Origin of the sequence: Streptomyces sp. Act143 (genome assembly GCF_003143935.1) — a bacterium.
Taxonomy (GTDB): domain Bacteria; phylum Actinomycetota; class Actinomycetes; order Streptomycetales; family Streptomycetaceae; genus Streptomyces.
Genome location: NZ_QFRX01000001.1, coordinates 8287063 through 8303503, shown reverse-complemented (window position 1 = coordinate 8303503; position 16441 = coordinate 8287063). Strand labels below are relative to the sequence as shown.

13 protein-coding genes are annotated in these 16441 nt (G+C 69.9%); 9 read left to right on the top strand and 4 right to left on the bottom strand.

Translation table 11 applies throughout. From position 1 onward, the window contains the following. Nucleotides 1–170 precede the first annotated feature (170 nt). Nucleotides 171–1649: a multicopper oxidase family protein gene (locus tag DI272_RS37955; RefSeq protein ID WP_109499709.1), complete on the top strand. Its 1479-nt coding sequence runs from the start codon at nucleotides 171–173 to the stop codon at nucleotides 1647–1649. Between the two features lie 72 nt (nucleotides 1650–1721). Here DI272_RS37955 and DI272_RS37950 read toward each other — a convergent pair whose 3' ends face one another. Both DI272_RS37950 and DI272_RS37945 read right to left on the bottom strand, forming a co-directional pair. Beyond that, a complete protein-coding gene (locus DI272_RS37950) occupies nucleotides 1722–3233 on the bottom strand; it encodes an MFS transporter (RefSeq protein WP_258314793.1) in 1512 nt (503 codons plus the stop codon). 113 nt (nucleotides 3234–3346) lie between these two features. Continuing rightward, nucleotides 3347–5119 (bottom strand): FAD-dependent monooxygenase, encoded by a 1773-nt coding sequence (locus DI272_RS37945; RefSeq protein WP_109499708.1) that lies wholly within the window; start codon nucleotides 5117–5119, stop codon nucleotides 3347–3349. Between the two features lie 371 nt (nucleotides 5120–5490). Here DI272_RS37945 and DI272_RS37940 point away from each other — a divergent pair, with 371 nt between their 5' ends. Further along, nucleotides 5491–5943, top strand: coding sequence for a nuclear transport factor 2 family protein (locus DI272_RS37940; RefSeq protein ID WP_109499707.1), 453 nt, complete (start codon nucleotides 5491–5493; stop codon nucleotides 5941–5943). 78 nt (nucleotides 5944–6021) lie between these two features. Here DI272_RS37940 and DI272_RS37935 read toward each other — a convergent pair whose 3' ends face one another. Beyond that, the gene (locus DI272_RS37935; protein WP_109499706.1) at nucleotides 6022–7236 is read right to left on the bottom strand and encodes an AfsR/SARP family transcriptional regulator; all 1215 of its coding nucleotides are present in this window, start codon (nucleotides 7234–7236) and stop codon (nucleotides 6022–6024) included. Nucleotides 7237–7413: 177 nt separating this feature from the next. On the opposite strand from DI272_RS37935, the gene DI272_RS37930 reads away from it, so the two are divergent. After that, nucleotides 7414–8331 (top strand): aromatic prenyltransferase, encoded by a 918-nt coding sequence (locus DI272_RS37930; protein WP_109499705.1) that lies wholly within the window; start codon nucleotides 7414–7416, stop codon nucleotides 8329–8331. A 133-nt stretch (nucleotides 8332–8464) separates the two neighbouring features. Here DI272_RS37930 and DI272_RS37925 read toward each other — a convergent pair whose 3' ends face one another. Beyond that, entirely contained in the window at nucleotides 8465–9424 is a 960-nt protein-coding gene (locus tag DI272_RS37925; protein ID WP_109499704.1) for a sigma-70 family RNA polymerase sigma factor, read from the bottom strand. A 703-nt stretch (nucleotides 9425–10127) separates the two neighbouring features. On the opposite strand from DI272_RS37925, the gene DI272_RS37920 reads away from it, so the two are divergent. The 6 genes from DI272_RS37920 to DI272_RS37895 all read left to right on the top strand — a co-directional run bounded on the left by DI272_RS37920 (nucleotide 10128) and on the right by DI272_RS37895 (nucleotide 16307). After that, the gene (locus DI272_RS37920) at nucleotides 10128–11195 is read left to right on the top strand and encodes a type III polyketide synthase (protein WP_181387444.1); all 1068 of its coding nucleotides are present in this window, start codon (nucleotides 10128–10130) and stop codon (nucleotides 11193–11195) included. A gap of 30 nt (nucleotides 11196–11225) precedes the next feature. Further along, complete coding sequence (locus DI272_RS37915) at nucleotides 11226–11792, top strand: cupin domain-containing protein (protein ID WP_059197831.1); 567 nt, start codon at nucleotides 11226–11228, stop codon at nucleotides 11790–11792. Nucleotides 11793–11799: 7 nt separating this feature from the next. Continuing rightward, on the top strand, nucleotides 11800–12969 hold the full coding sequence (locus tag DI272_RS37910) for a DegT/DnrJ/EryC1/StrS aminotransferase family protein (RefSeq protein WP_109499703.1): 1170 nt from the start codon (nucleotides 11800–11802) through the stop codon (nucleotides 12967–12969). Next, nucleotides 12966–13961, top strand: coding sequence for a class I SAM-dependent methyltransferase (locus tag DI272_RS37905; RefSeq protein WP_109499702.1), 996 nt, complete (start codon nucleotides 12966–12968; stop codon nucleotides 13959–13961). Before DI272_RS37910 ends, DI272_RS37905 begins: the two co-directional genes overlap by 4 nt. Before the next feature lie 39 nt (nucleotides 13962–14000). Further along, nucleotides 14001–14624: an NAD(P)H:quinone oxidoreductase gene (wrbA, locus tag DI272_RS37900; protein ID WP_109499701.1), complete on the top strand. Its 624-nt coding sequence runs from the start codon at nucleotides 14001–14003 to the stop codon at nucleotides 14622–14624. A 99-nt stretch (nucleotides 14625–14723) separates the two neighbouring features. Then, the gene (locus DI272_RS37895; protein WP_109499700.1) at nucleotides 14724–16307 is read left to right on the top strand and encodes a class I adenylate-forming enzyme family protein; all 1584 of its coding nucleotides are present in this window, start codon (nucleotides 14724–14726) and stop codon (nucleotides 16305–16307) included. The last annotated feature ends 134 nt before the right edge of the window (nucleotides 16308–16441 follow it).

Sequence of the window (16441 nt, the reverse complement as noted above, 5' to 3'; positions counted from 1 at the left end):
AGTCGGAGCGGGGGGAGGTGACAGGCCGGTCGGCGGCGGCGGTCGGCCGGTCCCCTGGCGGCTCTCCCGCCTCTGCTGCTCCACCAGCACTCCAGGCACCGGAGAGTGCGACCGTGCATCCTCTGCGAGGTCTCTGATGTCCATCACACGTATCTCCACGGGGAGGGGACATGATCCACCGCAGAACCGTCCTCATGACGGGGGCCGCGCTGACCGGCGCCCTCGGCAGTGCGGGCCTGCTGGCGCCCGCGATGGCCGAGCCGGCGCAGGCCGGCGAGCTGGACCCGACCACCATTCCGCAGTTCGAGCAGGCGATGCCGGTGCCCCAGGTGCTGGAGCCGGTGTGCGACCTGGGCCTGACCAGCTACTACGACGTCGCCATGCGGGAGGCTGACGCCGAGATCCTGCCGGGCCGCAAGACCCGCGTGTACACCTTCAACGGCAACTTCCCCGGTCCCGTCATCAAGGCGACCTCGGGGCGGCGCGTCCTGGTGCGGCAGACCAACCGGCTGGGGGTGTCGACCTCGATCCATCTGCACGGCGCGCACGTGCCCGAGAGCAGTGACGGCTCGCCGATGGATCTCATCGCGCCGGGCGGCGGGTCGAAGATCTACACATACCCCAACAACCAGCCGCACGCGAACCTGTGGTTCCACGACCACGCCCACCACCAGGAGTCGGAGACCGTCTACCGCGGGCTGACCGGCTTCTATCTGCTCACCGACGACGTGGAGAAGAACCTCAACCTGCCGTCGGGGGCCTACGACGTGCCGATCGCGCTGCGTGACGCGCGGTTCGACGACAGCGGCCAACTCATCTACAGCATGGGCGACTTCATGAAGCGCCATGTGCTGATGGCCAACGGCAAGGCATGGCCGTACTTCGAGGTCGCCGCCCGCAAGTACCGCTTCCGGCTGTTCAACACGGCCAACCTGCGGTTCTACACGCTGCAGTTGTCCGACGGCTCCTCCTTCCAGCAGATCGGCTCCGACGGCGGGCTGCTGGAGAAGCCGCTGGATGTGACGTCGGTGTCCCTCTCCCCCGGTGAGCGCGCGGACATCGTCATCGACTTCTCCAAGTACGCGGCCGGCACCAGGCTGATCCTCACCAACACCGGCGGTCTGCTGCCCGGCGAGCCCGTCGACCAGCTCGGCCGGGTGCTGCAGTTCCGGGTCACCGCTCCCGTCACGGACCGCAGCACGGTGCCCTCGACGCTGCGCAAGCTGCCCGCGCTGGGGAGCGCCACGGTCAGCCGTGACTTCGTGCTGAGCATGGACGAGACGGGCGCGACCATGGACGCGTTCATCAACGGCAAGTCGTTCGACATGGACCGGGTCGACACCGAGATCGAGTACGGGGCCACGGAGATCTGGAACGTGCGCAACGCCAATCTCTACACCCCGCACAACTTCCATATGCACCTGGTGCAGTTCCGGGTCCTGGAGCGCAACGGCAAGCCCGTCACCTCCGGTCCGGAGAGCGGGCTGAAGGACACGGTGCCGCTGCAGCCCGGCGAGACGGTCAAGCTGCAGGCGACCTTCACCGGCTATGAGGGCACCTACGTGTACCACTGCCACATGTTCGACCACGCGTCGATGGGCATGATGGCGAACTTCCGGGTGCGCAAGCCTTCGCTGCGTCGCGGCTGACGTCCGCCGCCCGGGAACGAAAGGAGGGCCGGGGTGACCCGGCCCTCTTTCGTGCTGCTCAGGCGGTGTGTGTCAGGACAGTGCCTTCTCCGGCTCGCCGGCCTCCGGCTCCTCCACCTTGGGCTTGGCGGCCCAGGCGGGCGCCGGGAGCGGGCCGCTGCGCAGCAGCAGTCCGCCGAGGACGGCGCCGGCGGTGAAGATGGCGGCGCACCACCAGAACACCTGCTGGTAGCCCTCGATCGCGGCGAGGTGGAACACCTCGGCGTTGGGCTTGCCCTGGGCGTGGCCGGAGATGTAGTCGCTGGCCGCGCTGGCGGCGATCGTGTTGAGCAGGGCGGTGCCGATGGCGCCGCCGAGCTGGGAACCGGCGCTGATGGTCGCCGAGGCGACGCCCGCGTCCTGCGGGGCCACACCGGAGGTGCCGGTGTTCAGAGCGGCGGCGTAGATCATGCCCATGCCGAGGCCGATGAGCATGAGCGGGCCCAGGATCGCGGTGGCGTAGTTGGAGTCGGCGCCGATCTGGGTCAGCCAGAGCATGGCACCCGCGTTGACCAGCATGCCGATGGTGATCAGCGGACGCGGGCCGGACTTCGGCATCACCTTGATGTTGCCGACGTTGCTGGCCACACCGGTGACGATCATCATCGGCAGCAGGGCGAGACCGGACTTGATCGCGGAGTAGCCGAGCTCGGTCTGCAGGTAGTAGATCAGGAAGAGCAGCACACCGAACATGCCGATGCCGACGAGGAGCGAGGTGAGGTAGGCACCACCGCGGTTACGGTCGGTGACGACGCGCGGGGGCAGCAGCGGCTGCTGGGCGCGGGTCTGCCAGGCGGCGAACACGATCAGCAGCACGGCACCGGCCGCGAGGAAGCCCCAGGTCGAGGGGGTGCCCCAGGAGTGCGTGGCCGCGTTGGAGAAGCCGTAGACGAGGCCGAAGAGGCCGGCGGAGACCAGGATGACGCCGGGGATGTCCAGGCTGGCCTTGGCGCGGGGCTGGCGCGGGACCAGCTTGCCGCCGACGATCAGCGAGAACGCGGCGAACACCAGGTTGACGTACATGCACCAGCGCCAGTTCAGACCGGAGGTCAGCGCGCCACCGATCAGCAGCCCCAGGCCGCCGCCGCTGGCCGCGACCGCGCTGAAGGCGCCGAAGGCCTTGCCGCGCTCCTTGGGGTCGGTGAACGTGGTGGCCAGCATCGACAGCGTGGTGGGCGCCAGCAGTGCGGCGAAGACACCCTGGGCCGCGCGGGCGGTCACCAGCATCCCGAAGCTGTTGGCCGCGCCGCCGACCGCGGAGGCCGCTGCGAAGCCGACCAGGCCGACGAGGAAGGTCTCCCTGCGGCCGATGAGGTCAGAGAGCTTGCCGCCGATCAGCAGCAGGGTGCCGTAGCAGAGGGCGTATGAGGTGACGATCCACTGCTTGTCCGCGTCCGAGAAGTCGAGGGCCTCCTGCGCCGACGGCAGAGCCAGGTTCATCACCGTCATGTCGAGGGTGAGCATGAGGTAGGCGACACAGATGACGGCGAGAACCATCCACCGCCGTGAGTCCCTTGCCGCAGGCACGGCACTGGTTGTGGACATGGTCTGTTCTCCTCGTTGTATTTGGGTCGGACTCAAGGCCTCGCCCGTATGACAGGTCCCGGCGGAGGAATGTGACCGGCTGCGGTCACGGTTTTTCCGCCGGGTCCGCCGGGTCAGGCCCTGTCAGCGGTCCCGTGGTTCATGACCTGGGACAACACCTGTGTCAGCACGGCCGCCGGATGGTCGGCCCCGCCCATGGAGCGCCACGCGACATGGTTGTCGGGGCGTACCAGGACGGCGCCGTCGTCGGCGATCTCCCGTACGTCCGCCCAGTCGTCGCCGGTGTACTCGGCGCCGGTTCCGATGCGGGCCACGGTGAGGGGGATCGAGAACTTCTCGGCGACCTGCTCGGCCGCCTCGGCCCAGCCGGTGCCGGTGGGGCCGGTGAGGAGGGCGAAGCCGCCCTCGGCGCCGACCAGGTCGTGGGTGGACAGGCGCTGTCCGTCGCGCTCCAGCCAGGCGTGCGGCAGCCGGTGCCCGGGGCGGGTGGTGGGGTGGTACTCGGTGCCCATGGGCGAGCCCGTCGGCGGCTGGGTGCCGTCGGGGACGAGTGCGCCTTCCTCGTAGACGTAGCCGATCTCCAGGTCGTGGGCCTGGCACTCGGCGCGGTGGGTGGCGAACAGCTCCGCCGCCCTGGCCCGCCGGACCTCGCCGACCTCGGACTGCTCGAAGTAGCCGGCGAACGCGGAGGCGCGCCGCTCGGGCGGGACGTGCGGGCCGAGGCCGAGCGCGGCCTCCGTCATGACACGGTGGTGGAACCAGGCGGCCAGCCCCCAGTCGACGTTGCGCTTGCCGACGGGGCGGCGCTCGCTCTCGTAGGTGTCGAGGAGGCCGTCGTCGGCGCGCCCCGAGAGGACGGCGGCGAGTTTCCAGGCGAGGTTGTGGACGTCCTGGATGCCGCCGTTGAGGCCGAGGCCGGTGGTGGGCGGCTGGCGGTGGGCGGCGTCGCCGACGATGAGGACGCGGCCGGACCGGTAGCGGTCGGCGAGCACGCCCTCCACCGTCCACTGCGACACCTTGTGCACGGTCAGCTCCAGGTCGGGCAGGCCCAGCACCTCGCGGATGCGGGCGGCGACCGCCTCGTTGTCGGCGCGGTCGGCGTCGCCCAGGAGGAAGGAGGTCAGGCCCCATTCCTCGCACTGCCTGCCCCAGTTCGGCCCCATCTCCAGCAGGGTGAAGTTGCGGTCGGCGCGCTCGGGGTTCATGAACCAGGTCATCAGCGTGCCGTCGTGCCACCACTGGGACAGGTCGGCGGAGAAGTAGGCGGTGGAGACGTCGGCCATCTTCACCGTGCCCTGCATCTGCACGCCGAGCTGGGGGCCGAGGGTGCGGCCGCCGTCGGCGGCGATGACGTACCGGGCGACGACCCGGGTGGTCTCGCCGGTGGCGAGGTCGCGGATCTCGGCGACGGCGTGGTCGTCCTGTTCGGTGAAGGAGACCAGTTCGTGGGAGAACAGCACGCGGCCGGGGTTACGTTCCTCAGCCTGCCGGCGCAGGATCGGCTCCAGCCTCAACTGGGGCAGTTTGAAAGGCAGTACGGGGCCGTCAGCGGCGTACACCTCGGTCAGCGCGCCACCGCCGAAGGCGTCCATCTCGTGGATGATCCGGCGGTCCAGGGGGCCGTCGCCGGTGAGGGTGGTCTGCCAGCGCACGCGGCCGAAGCGGTCGGTGGTGGAGGCGCGTTCGACAACGTCGTCGTAGAGGCCGTGCTGGCGGAAGATCTCCATCGTGCGCTGGTTGATGTAGTGCGCCTTCGGCAGGATCGACGTGTCCGCGTGCCGTTCCACGAGCAGGTGCCGCACACCGTGGTCCGACAGGAAGATGGAGGCGGACAGGCCGCAGCCGCCTCCGCCCACGATCAGAACCGGAACCTCGGTAGCCTCCATATTCGGCCTTCCATCAGATGAGGGCCCACACGTGGGGCGGGCCGTCGTGGATTACGGGTGAACAGGCATGACGGCGCACTTCGGCCAGTGCTGCGGCATCCAGCATCGGGTGGAGTGGTTGGGGCGCACTATGGAGCCGGTTGGCGCCCACTTGGCGCCGCCCATGGACGGCCGCTGACCTCGCAGAACACCGGAACACGTCGAACGCTGTCCCCGTACGTCGAACGCCGTGCCGTGTGCGCTCACCCGTCCGGGGGACTCAGGCCGGGAAACGGCCTTCGGCTGTCACATTCCGCAGCCCCCGGCTGTCGTCATGGTGAGCCGGACGAACACACCGTCCGGGAATTCCGGTAAGGAGAAAGAGGAAAGCGATGAATGACTTCCAGGCCATCGCGGACCGCGTCGAAATCGAGGCGCTGCGCGGTGAGTTCACCGATGCGGTGATGATGCGCGACTACGACCGGGTGGCGACGCTCTTCACGGAGGACGGGGCGCTGCGGATGCCCAACATCCCGATCGAGCTGGAGGGCCCGGAGGAGATCCGGGCGTGGGGCCGGCGGGTGCCGAAGGTCGTGGACTTCCTGGTGCAGAACACGCATCCGGGCCTGATCGTGCTCGACGGCGACACCGCTTCGGGGCGCGCCTACATGTCGGAGGTGGGGCGTGGTTTCGACGGCCGGGGCGGCATCAACTACGCCATCTATCACGACCGTTACCAGCGCACCGGGGACGGCTGGAAGTTCACCGAGCGGCGTTACGAGGTCCGCTACGAGGACTCGTCGCCGCTGGCCGGCTCGCCGCCCCGCCGGACCGCGGAGGCGTGAGCACTGCTCATCGCGAGAGGCCGGCGTGAGCACTGCTCGCCGCGGGAGGCCGGCGTGAGCGCCGCTCGCCGCGGGCGCCTACCGCTCCGCCAGCAGGGACGAGCGGAAGAAGTCGGGCCTGGGCAGGCGGTCGCGGTGGGCCGGCGGGCGGCGGACGGGGCGGCGGTCCGCGGCCTCAGGAGGCCGCCGGGTCGCGACGGCGGGCGGGCGGGGGGCCGGGTGCCAGTCCAGGGATGCGGACTGGGTGAGGATCTGCTGCTCCAGGCGGCGCAGGGCCGGGCGCGGGTCGATGCCCAGTTCGTCCGCCAGGCGCCGCTGGTTGGTGCGGAGCACGGCCAGGGCGTCGGCCTGCCGGCCCGCCCGGTAGAGGGCCAGCCCCAGGAGTTCGCAGCCGTACTCCCGTAGCGGGTGGTCCTGGACGAACGCCTCCAGTTCGGCCACCGCGATCTCATGAGCGCCGACGGCGAGCAGAGCCGCGCACCGGCCCTCGACCACCGACAGGCGCAGCTCCTCAAGGCGGGCCACGTCCGGCCGTATGTAGGCGGTGTCGGCCACCTCGGCGTACGCCTGGCCGCGCCACAGGGCCAGCGCCGACTCGAACTCGTGGACCGCGCTGCGCGCATCGCCCCGGTCCAGTGCCTGCCAGCCGGCGACGGAGCGTTCGCCGAACCACTGCACGTCCACCTCCACGACCCGGGTGTCGAGGAGGTAGCCGCGACCGTAGGTGCGCAGGATGGTCGGCGGTGTCCGGGGCGCGCGGTCGGGCTCCAGGACCCGGCGCAGGTTGGCGACGTAGGCCTGGAGGGAGGGCACCGCGGACGGCGGCGGCTGGCCGGCCCACAGTTCCTCGACGATCGTGTCGACCGCCACCGGGCGGCCCACCTTGCCGACCAGGAGCGCGAGCAGCGCGCGCTGCTTGGGTGCGCCGAGGTCGACGAGCCGGCCGCCGACAAACGCCTCGATGGGGCCCAGGGCGTGGAACTCGGCGAGGGCGCGCGGGTGGGCGGGCTCGGTCATGGCCGTGGTCGCGGGTGCCATGGTGGCGGCAGGTGTGGCCGCGCCTGTTCCGCGGCCGGGCACGACGTCGAATTCCGCCAGTTCCTGGTCGGCCACGACGGTGAATTCGGGCTCGGGATCGAGCTCTCTGCTCACGTACACGCGCAATTCCTCGTTGGTGCGGCGCAGTTCCTGGATCTCGCGTTCCAGCGCCGCTATGCGCCATGCGTCGGTATTACCGGGGCGCGCGTAGGGTCCATCGGTTCGTACGGCGGTATCGGTCGTGTCGTCAGCCATTCGTGAACTCGCCCCCACTCTCCATCGGGCAGGCAATGCTTCGGCCATTGTGCGTGCCCCCTGGCGTCGGGGGTCTGTTCGACCAGTCAGCGCCAATCGATCCTCCAGCGGGGTTCAAGGTCGATGGCCGAAGCTGAGGCGCGGACGGATCGTCAGGATCGAAGCGTGGAGGTATGAATGTCCGGAGCCGCTGATGTCGAGCGCGTGTACGCGGCCATGGAGGAAGCGGCTGGACTGCTGGGCGTGACCTGCGCACGCGAGAAGATCTATCCGCTGCTGACCGAGTTCCAGGACACCCTCACCGACGGCGTCGTCGTCTTCTCGATGGCGAGCGGACGTCGTTCCACGGAGCTGGACTTCAGCATCTCGGTGCCGACCAGCCAGGGCGACCCGTACGCCACCGTGGTGGAGAAGGGGCTGTTCCCGGCGACCGGTCACCCCGTGGACGATCTGCTGGCCGACACCCAGAAGCACCTGCCGGTGTCGATGTTCGCCATCGACGGCGAGGTCACCGGTGGCTTCAAGAAGACGTACGCGTTCTTCCCCACCGACGACATGCCCGGGGTCGCGCAGCTGAGCGCCATCCCGTCCATGCCGTCGTCCGTGGCCGAGAACGCGGAGCTGTTCGCCCGCTATGGGCTGGACAAGGTCCAGATGACGTCGATGGACTACAAGAAGCGTCAGGTCAATCTGTACTTCAGCGAGCTGAGCGAGCAGACGCTGGCGCCGGAGTCCGTGCTGGCCCTGGTCCGTGAGCTGGGTCTGCACGTGCCGACCGAGCTGGGGCTGGAGTTCTGCAAGCGCTCGTTCTCGGTCTACCCCACGCTCAACTGGGACACCGGCAAGATCGACCGCCTGTGCTTCGCGGTGATCTCCACCGACCCGACGCTGGTGCCCTCCACGGACGAGCGCGACATCGAGCAGTTCCGCGCCTACGGCACGAAGGCGCCGTACGCGTACGTCGGTGAGAAGCGCACCCTGGTCTACGGGCTGACGCTGTCGCCCACGGAGGAGTACTACAAGCTCGGCGCGTACTACCACATCACCGACATCCAGCGGCGGCTGCTGAAGGCGTTCGACGCGCTGGAGGACTGAGGTTCCTCAAGCACGGTTCTTCAAGCACGGTTCCTCAAGCAAGGTTCCTCAAGCAAGGTTCCTCAAGCACAAAAAGAAGGGGGCGGTCCCTGCGGACCGCCCCTTCTTCGTGCTCAGTTCAGGATGATCGTGCTCAGTTCAGGATGACGATGTCCAGGCCGGTCAGGTCGGCGCGGATGTCGATGTTGGTGATCAGGCCCGCGGCGATGTCGAAGCGGAACACGGCGTGCGGCACGCCGTCGCGGACGTAGGCGAGGCCGGCGGAGCCGTCGATGAGGGCCGGCACCGGAGCCCAGGAGAGCTTGGAGAAGGCGCGGGTGACGGCGTCGGAGCCGCGCATCTCCTCGGTCAGCCCCGCACCTGTGGCCAGGCCGATGCCGGTGGCCATGCCCATCTGTACGGCGGCGTGGTCGGCGCGGACCACGATGTCCGGGGCGAGGATGGCCAGCAGTGCCTCGAAGTCGCCTTCGCGGGACGCGGTGAGGAAGGCGTGCACGAAGTCGGCCTTGCCGACCTGGGCCGTCTCGGCGTCCGGGGTCTCGGCCGGGGCCGGCGGGGTCTTCGGGACCACCTCCACGTCCTCCGGCCTGACGCCCTGGCGCTGGAAGCGGCGGCGGGCCCGGCTGGCCAGCTGGCGGGCCGCGGCCGGGGTGCGGTCGACGATCGGGGCGATCTCCTCGAAGGGCACCGCGAACATGTCGTGCAGGACGAACGCCAGCCTCTCGGCGGGCGTGAGCGTGTCGAGGATGAGGAACATCGCGGCCCCGACCGACTCGGCGAGCACTGCCTCCTGCTCGGGGTCGGCGGACTCCGCCTCCCGGTGCTGCGCGCGCTCGGTGTCGGGGGCGTCCACGAGGTCTTCCCGGCGCGACTTGCGGGACTGGAGCATGTTCAGCGACACCCGGGCCACGATGGTGGTGAGCCAGCCGCTCATGTTCTCCACCTCGCTGGCGTCCGAGCGGATCACCCGCAGCCAGGCTTCCTGGACGGCGTCGTCGGCCTCCGTCATGGATCCGAGCACCCGGTAGGCCACCGCTCGCAGCCGGGGGCGGTCGGTTTCGAATCGGGCGGCCAGCCATTCGTTTTCGTTCATCAGGTCGCTTCCTCCCAGCAGGGCCTCGTCTGTGTGACAGGCCACGGCGGGCAAATGTGACGGGCCGCCGGCGGAGTCCGGCACACATGTGCTGGACGATTCCCTGCCGAACGGTCTTGATTCACTTGAGGCGGTGGGTGCCCGGTGCTCCGCGGGGGCCGGAATGCATGCTTCCGACGGGTCGGGGACGAGGTCGCGCGACTCTCCCGCCGATCGGCGAACGTGCTGGTCAGGCAGGGTGCGGCAGGGGGCGTCCTGACCCCTGCCGGAAGCGCGCGCGAGTACGCCTGGAGTCTGGCTCGGGTATGCCTAACAGGCACTTGGCTCGGCTCCTCAGCGCGTGTCACTATTTTCGCACCCCTCGCCTGCCCGAAAACAGCACGGGGCAACGGACCGAGGGTCGTTCGCCGGTTCCCGCAGGGCGACTCGAGCCCCTGCGCACCTGACAGCCGACGTTTTCTCCGGACAGCCGAAGTCCCTTCCCGGACTCTCCAGGACTCTCCCGGCTTCTTCGCCGTGTTCGCGTACTTCGCCGTGATCGCCTTCCCTGTCCGGTCACCTCTGCCACTGAACCATCCGAGGCTCGTCGCCGCCAGCCGCGACCGCTCGGTCTTGAGGCACCTTGTAGCGCTTGCTGAGCAAGCGTGTCCCGCCCGCCGCACCGCCCCCGCTGTCTAGACCCCAACAGAAGTGGATTCCAGATATGCCCAGGCTTTGCAAGCCGGCCATGATGGCGCCGGAACACATCATCACGGTGGAAGAGACTCTGGAATTTGCAGAGAAGGCGCATGCCGGCAAGCCGCAACTGCCCCTGGCGCTCCGCCTGATCCGCAACACCGGCGTGAAGAAGCGGCACATCGTGCAGCCCATCGAGCAGACGCTGCGCCACCCGGGCTTCGAGGAGCGCAACCGCATCTACGAGGTCGAGTCGAAGAAGCGCACCCCCGAGGTCATCGAGCGCGCGCTGGCCAACGCCGATCTGCGGGCCCGGGACATCGACGCGATGATCTACGTGTCGTGCACCGGCTTCATGATGCCGTCGCTGACGGCCTGGCTCATCAACAAGCTGGGCTTCCGCCCCGACACCCGGCAGATCCCCATCGCCCAGCTGGGCTGCGCGGCGGGCGGCGCGGCCATCAACCGGGCCCACGACTTCTGCGTGGCCCACCCGGGCAGCAACGTCCTCATCGTCTCCTGCGAGCTGTGCTCGCTGTGCTACCAGCCGGAGGCCGACGACATCGGTTCGCTGCTCTCCGACGGCCTGTTCGGTGACGCGGTCGCCGCGGCCGTCGTCCGCGGCATCGGCGGCAACGGCATCGAGCTGGAGCGCAACGCCTCCTACCTCATACCGAACACCGAGGACTGGATCTCCTACGCGGTCAAGGACACCGGCTTCCACTTCCAGCTCGACCGCCGGGTCCCCGGCACGATGGAGCCGCTCGCCCCGGTCCTGCGCGAGCTCGCCAAGGACCACAGCTGGGACGCGGGCAAGCTCGACTTCTACATCGTGCACGCCGGCGGCCCGCGCATCCTCGACGACCTCGCCAAGTTCCTGGAGGTCGACCGGGACGTCTTCCGGCACAGCTGGTCGACGCTGAGCGAGTACGGGAACATCGCCAGCGCCGTCGTCCTGGAGGCCGCCCGGCGCCTGTTCGAGGAGGACACCCCGGCCCCCGGCGCCACCGGTCTGATCGCCGGCTTCGGTCCCGGTATCACCGCCGAGATGGCCCTGGGCACCTGGGGAGCCGACGGCTCCCGGCCCGCGTCCTGAGCGCCCCTACGGACAGCGGAGGGAACCCGTATGACCGACCTCATCCTCCCGGCGGGCGCCGGGCGAAAGCTGGTCACCCGGGCACAGGAGGTGACCTTCAAGGCCACGAAGGAGATGGGCTCCTCCGTGTCCATCTTCGAAGTGGTCGTGCCGCCCGGCTTCGACGTCGGGGCCCATGTGCACGGTGACGCCCAGGAGTTCTTCTACGTCCTCGAGGGCGAGCTCGACCTGCTGTGCTTCGAACCGACCGAGCGCACACCGGACAGCTGGCACGACTGGGTGTCCCCCAAGGGCGACCGCGTGATCCGGGCGAGCGAGGGCGGCTGCATGTTCGTGCCGCCCGGCACGCCGCACGCGTTCCGCAACGCCACGGACAGGCCGGTGAAGATGCTCTTCCAGTGCCTGCCCTCGCCCATCCACGAGGACTACTTCGAGGAGATCGCGGAGATCTGGTCGCGCGGCACCACGGTGGACGCCGCGGCCGTGGAGGCGATGCGCAAGCGGTACGACGTCGAGCAGTTGACGCCGCTGCGCTACGAGCCGCCCGCCCTCCACATCCCCGGCCAGACGACGCACGCGAACCAGAGTGGGAGCTGAACCCGAGATGGAACCGATATCGCTGGTCCACGCGAGCCTCGGCGAGGAGGAACTGGCGGCCGTGGCCGAGGTGTTCGCCTCCGGCTGGCCCGCGGGACAAGGTCCCAAGGGCAAGGCCCTGGAGGCCCAGCTCGCCAAGAAGTACGGCGTCGGTGACGCCGTGGCGCTCGCCAACTGCGGGGCGGCGCTGCACCTGGCGATGCTCGCGCTCGGCGTGGGGCCGGGCGACGAGGTGATCGTCGCCGACTACGGGTTCCCGGCGCCCGCGCAGGCCGCCCTGTACGTCGGCGCGACCCCGGTCTTCGCCGACGTACGGCCCGACACGTACACGGTCGACCCGCAGGCGGTGGCCGACCTGGTCACGCCGCGCACCGCGGGGATCGTCGCGATCGACACGGTGGGCATGCCCGCCGACTACACGGAACTGCAGGAGATCGCCGACCGGCACGGGCTGTTCCTCATCGAGGACGCGGCCTGCGCGGTCGGCGCCACCTACCAGGGCCGGCAGGCCGGTGCGCTGGCCGAGATCGGGTGCCTGTCCTTCCACGGACGCAAGGGCGCCTCCAGCGGTGAGGGCGGCGCGCTGCTCGCCCACGACCCGGAGATCGGCAAGGACGCGCGGCTGCGCTCCTCGTTCGGCATCGGCAGCATCTTCGACATGGGCAAGGTCGTGGGCCTGCCCGTGCCGACGTTCACCGAGGTCGGTTACAACTTCAAGCTGTCCGACATCGCCGCGGCCATCCTCCAGGTGCAGCTCGGCCGGATCGACGAACTGCTCGCCCGCCGCAGCGCGGTGGCCGCCCAGTACGCCGAACTCCTCGCCGACGAGGACCTGGTGGGCACCCCGACCGTCCCCGACGACCGCACCCACGCCTGGCAGACGTACATGGTGACGCTGGACGCGGGCGTGGACCGCGCCGCCGTCGCCGCGGAGCTGCGCGGCCAGGGCATCGGCTGCCAGCAGGGCACCTGGGCCGGTCATGTGCAGCCGGTGTTCAAGGCACAGCAGACGTGCCCCGTCTCGGCGGACCTCTTCGCCCGCCAGCTCTCCATCCCCATGCACGCGGAGCTCAAGCCCCACCAGGTCGAGCGGGTCGTCGCCGCGCTGCGCAGCGCGGTGCACACCCACTCCACCGCCACCTCGCCCGCCACTTTCGCCCTCGGAGGGGCAGCATGACCAACAACCAGCCGTCACCTGTCGGCATCATGCGGCTGATCAACGGCTACTGGGCCACCGGTGTCCTCGCCGCAGCCGCCACCCACTCGGTCTTCACCCACCTCGCCGACGGCGCGGACACCTCCGCCGAGCTGGCCCGGCGCGCCGCCATCGCCGAGCGCGGCGCCCAGACGCTCCTCGACGGTCTGGTCAGCATCGGCCTGGTCGAGCTGCACGAGGGCCGCTACCGCAACACCCCCGAGGCGGCCACCTACCTGGTGGAGGACACCCCGGTGTCGCTGGCCCCGTTCGCGCGGCTGAAGCTCGGCCACACGGGCTCGCTGACCGATCTGGCCGAGGTCGTCCGGGTCGGCGGGCCGATCAAGGACGTGGTCGTCGAGGTCGCCAACAACCCGCACTGGGAGGGCATCGTCACGGCGATCGCCGCGCAGTCGGTGCCTGCCGCGGGTGTCGCCGCCGAGGTGCTCGGGCTGGCGGACGCCGGGGAGATCTCGATCCTCGACGTGGGCGGCGGCTCGGGCATCTACTCGGGGATCTGGCTGGAGGCCAACCCGGCCGCCCGGGCGACCCAGCTCGACTGGGAGCCGATCAACGAGATCGCCCGCCGGCTGCTCGACGAGCGGGGCGTCGGGGACCGGTTCACCACGCTCAACGGGGACTTCCACACCACCGACTTCGGTACAGCCGAGTACGACGTCGCGGTGTACTCGCACATCGCCCACCAGGAGAGCCCGGAGAGCAACATCGAGGTCTTCTCCCGGCTCCGGCAGGCCCTCAAGCCCGGCGGCACCCTCGTCGTCAACGACTACGTCGTCGACGACGACCGCAGCGGCCCGGCCTTCCCGCTGATCTTCGCCTCGGAGATGTTGCTCAAGACCCGGCAGGGCAGCACCTGGACGCGCAGCGACTACCGCGACTGGCTGATCAAGGCCGGGTTCGAGGACGTCTCGTTCCACGTCGCGGAGCCCGCCACCCTCGTCGTCGCCAAGTAATCGGCTTCGGCAGACAGAGAGTCAGCGAAGGAACCGTATATGGCAGCCGTCAACGTCTCGATCATCTACTACAGCGCCACCGGCAACCTGCACACCATGGCGCAGGCCGCGGCCGAGGGCGCGGAGAAGGCGGGCGCGACCGTGCGCCTGCGCAAGGTCCGTGAGCTGGCCCCGCCGGAGGCGATCAACTCCAATCCGGCGTGGGCCAAGCACATCGAGGACACGGCCGACGTCGAGGTGGCCGGCCTCGACGACCTGGAGTGGGCGGACGCGGTGCTGTTCGGCACCCCGACCCGCTTCGGCAACGTCTCCAGCCAGCTGAAGGCGTTCATCGACACCGCGGGCCCGCTGTGGCAGCGGGGCGGGCTCGCGGACAAGGTCGTCTCGGCCTTCACCGCGACCGGTACCGCGCACGGCGGCCAGGAGTCCACCATCCTGGCGCTGAGCAACACCTTCTACCACTGGGGCGGCATCATCGTGCCGCCCGGTTACACGGACCCGATCCAGTTCAAGACGGGCAATCCGTACGGCACTTCGTATGTCTCGGGCGCCGGCAACAGCAACGGCGGCCCGAGCGAGGTGGTCCTGGAGGGCGCCCGCTACCAGGCCCGCCGGGTCACGGAGACGGCGGCGGCGCTGAAGGCGGGCCGCGCGACGGCCTGACGGCACGCCTCACTCCGCGGTGTCCCGCACCGCCCGGTATCCCGCACAGAGCCGGCGACAGCCCGAACATCCATCGCCCAGCGCAAAGGAGACAGCCCGATGAAGGGCTCAACCGCCTACTCCTCGATACAGAAGCGCGGCCTGCACATCGGTCTCCTGCCGGAGATGGCCGCGGCCGTGAACCCGTCGACGCCGATCACCCTGGACCACGACCTGGACGCCCTGCCGGAGGTGGGGCGCCGGTTGACGGTGGCCGAGTACGCCGACCACGTCGACGACCTGGCGGCCCGCCTGTGGGCCGCCGGGGTCCGGCCCGACGAGCACGTCTTCATCTACAAGACGGCGGGCGCCGACCACTGGATGCTCGCGGCGGCGATCTCCCGTATCGGCGGGATCGTCGTCAACATCTCCCCCGCCCTGGACCCCGCCACCGTGGGTGTCCTGCTGGAGCGGGTCGGCCGGCCGACGCTGCTCACCGACGGCAACAAGCTCGACACCCTCGCCGACGTGCCGCTGGCGGATCTCACCGAGCGCGTCATCACCTCGGCGTTCGACCGGCCGGGCGCGATCTCGCTCGGTGAACTCGCGGGTTCCCCGCGGGTGAAGCCGGTGGTCCGGCCGATCGACGAGGCCGCCGTCATCACCCACACCTCCGGCACCACCGGCATCCCCAAGCTCGTGGTGCACACCGCCCGCACCCAGGGCATCCGCCTGCTGCCGCAGTGGCGGCTGCTGGCCCTGCTGCGCAAGAAGGAGACCGTCGCCATCCATGTGCCGTTCGTGCACTCGCGGATGGTCGCGGCGATGTCGCTGGCGCTGCTCAAGGAGTACCCGGTGCTGCTGCTGCGGGAGACGGACCCCGCGGTCGTCGCCGAGCACTTCATCGAGCACCGCCCGGCTCTCATCGAGGCGCTGCCCAACTCGCTGATGGAGTGGGAGGGCCTGGCCGAGGACCCGCGGGCGCCCTTCGCCTCGGTGAAGGTCTTCAGCAGCACCTTCGACGCGATCCACCCGGGCACGATGAGCACGCTCCTCAAGGCCTCCGACCGGCGCGGCGCCCTGTTCTTCCAGATCTACGGGCAGAGCGAGGTCGGCCCCGCCGTCGGCCGCGCCTACTTCCGGCACTCCGCGCACAAGGCCAACGGCCGGTGCGTGGGCTGGCAGATGCCGCTGGGCGCGGCGAAGGTGCGGGTCGTCAGCCGTGACGGCCACCGCCCGACCGAGCAGAACCCCGGCCGTATCGAGGTCGCCTGGCCGGGCATCGCCAAGACGTACTACGGCGAGCAGGAGCGTTACGACGCCAACCGCAAGGGCGAGTGGTGGGGCACCGGCGACGTCGGCTACTTCACCCGGTTCGGCTGTCTGCACATGCTCGACCGCGAGGTCGACATGATCCCGGGCGTCACGAGCTCCCTGGAGATCGAGGACGTCGTCCTGGCCGAACTGCACGAGCTGAGCGAGCTCGTCGTCGTCCAGGGGCCCAACGCCGAGGCGGTGCCGGTGATCTGCACGCACGGCGACAAGCCGCTGGACCTGGAACGGTGGCGTGCCGCCGTCGCCCGGTTCCCGCAGCTGGCCGACCCGGTGCAGATCCCGGAGGCCGAACTGCCGCGCACCGCGACGCTCAAGGTGCAGCGGCTCGCACTCGCCGACCAGCTCAAGGATCAGCTGACCGACCGCTGACCAGCCGCTGAGAAACCACGGTGGCCGGGGCTCTCCCCGGCCACCTCCGTACCCACCCACTGACGTCTTGGAGTGTCATGTCCCGTCGTCTGTTCACCTCGGAGTCCGTGACCGAGGGGCATCCCGACAAGATC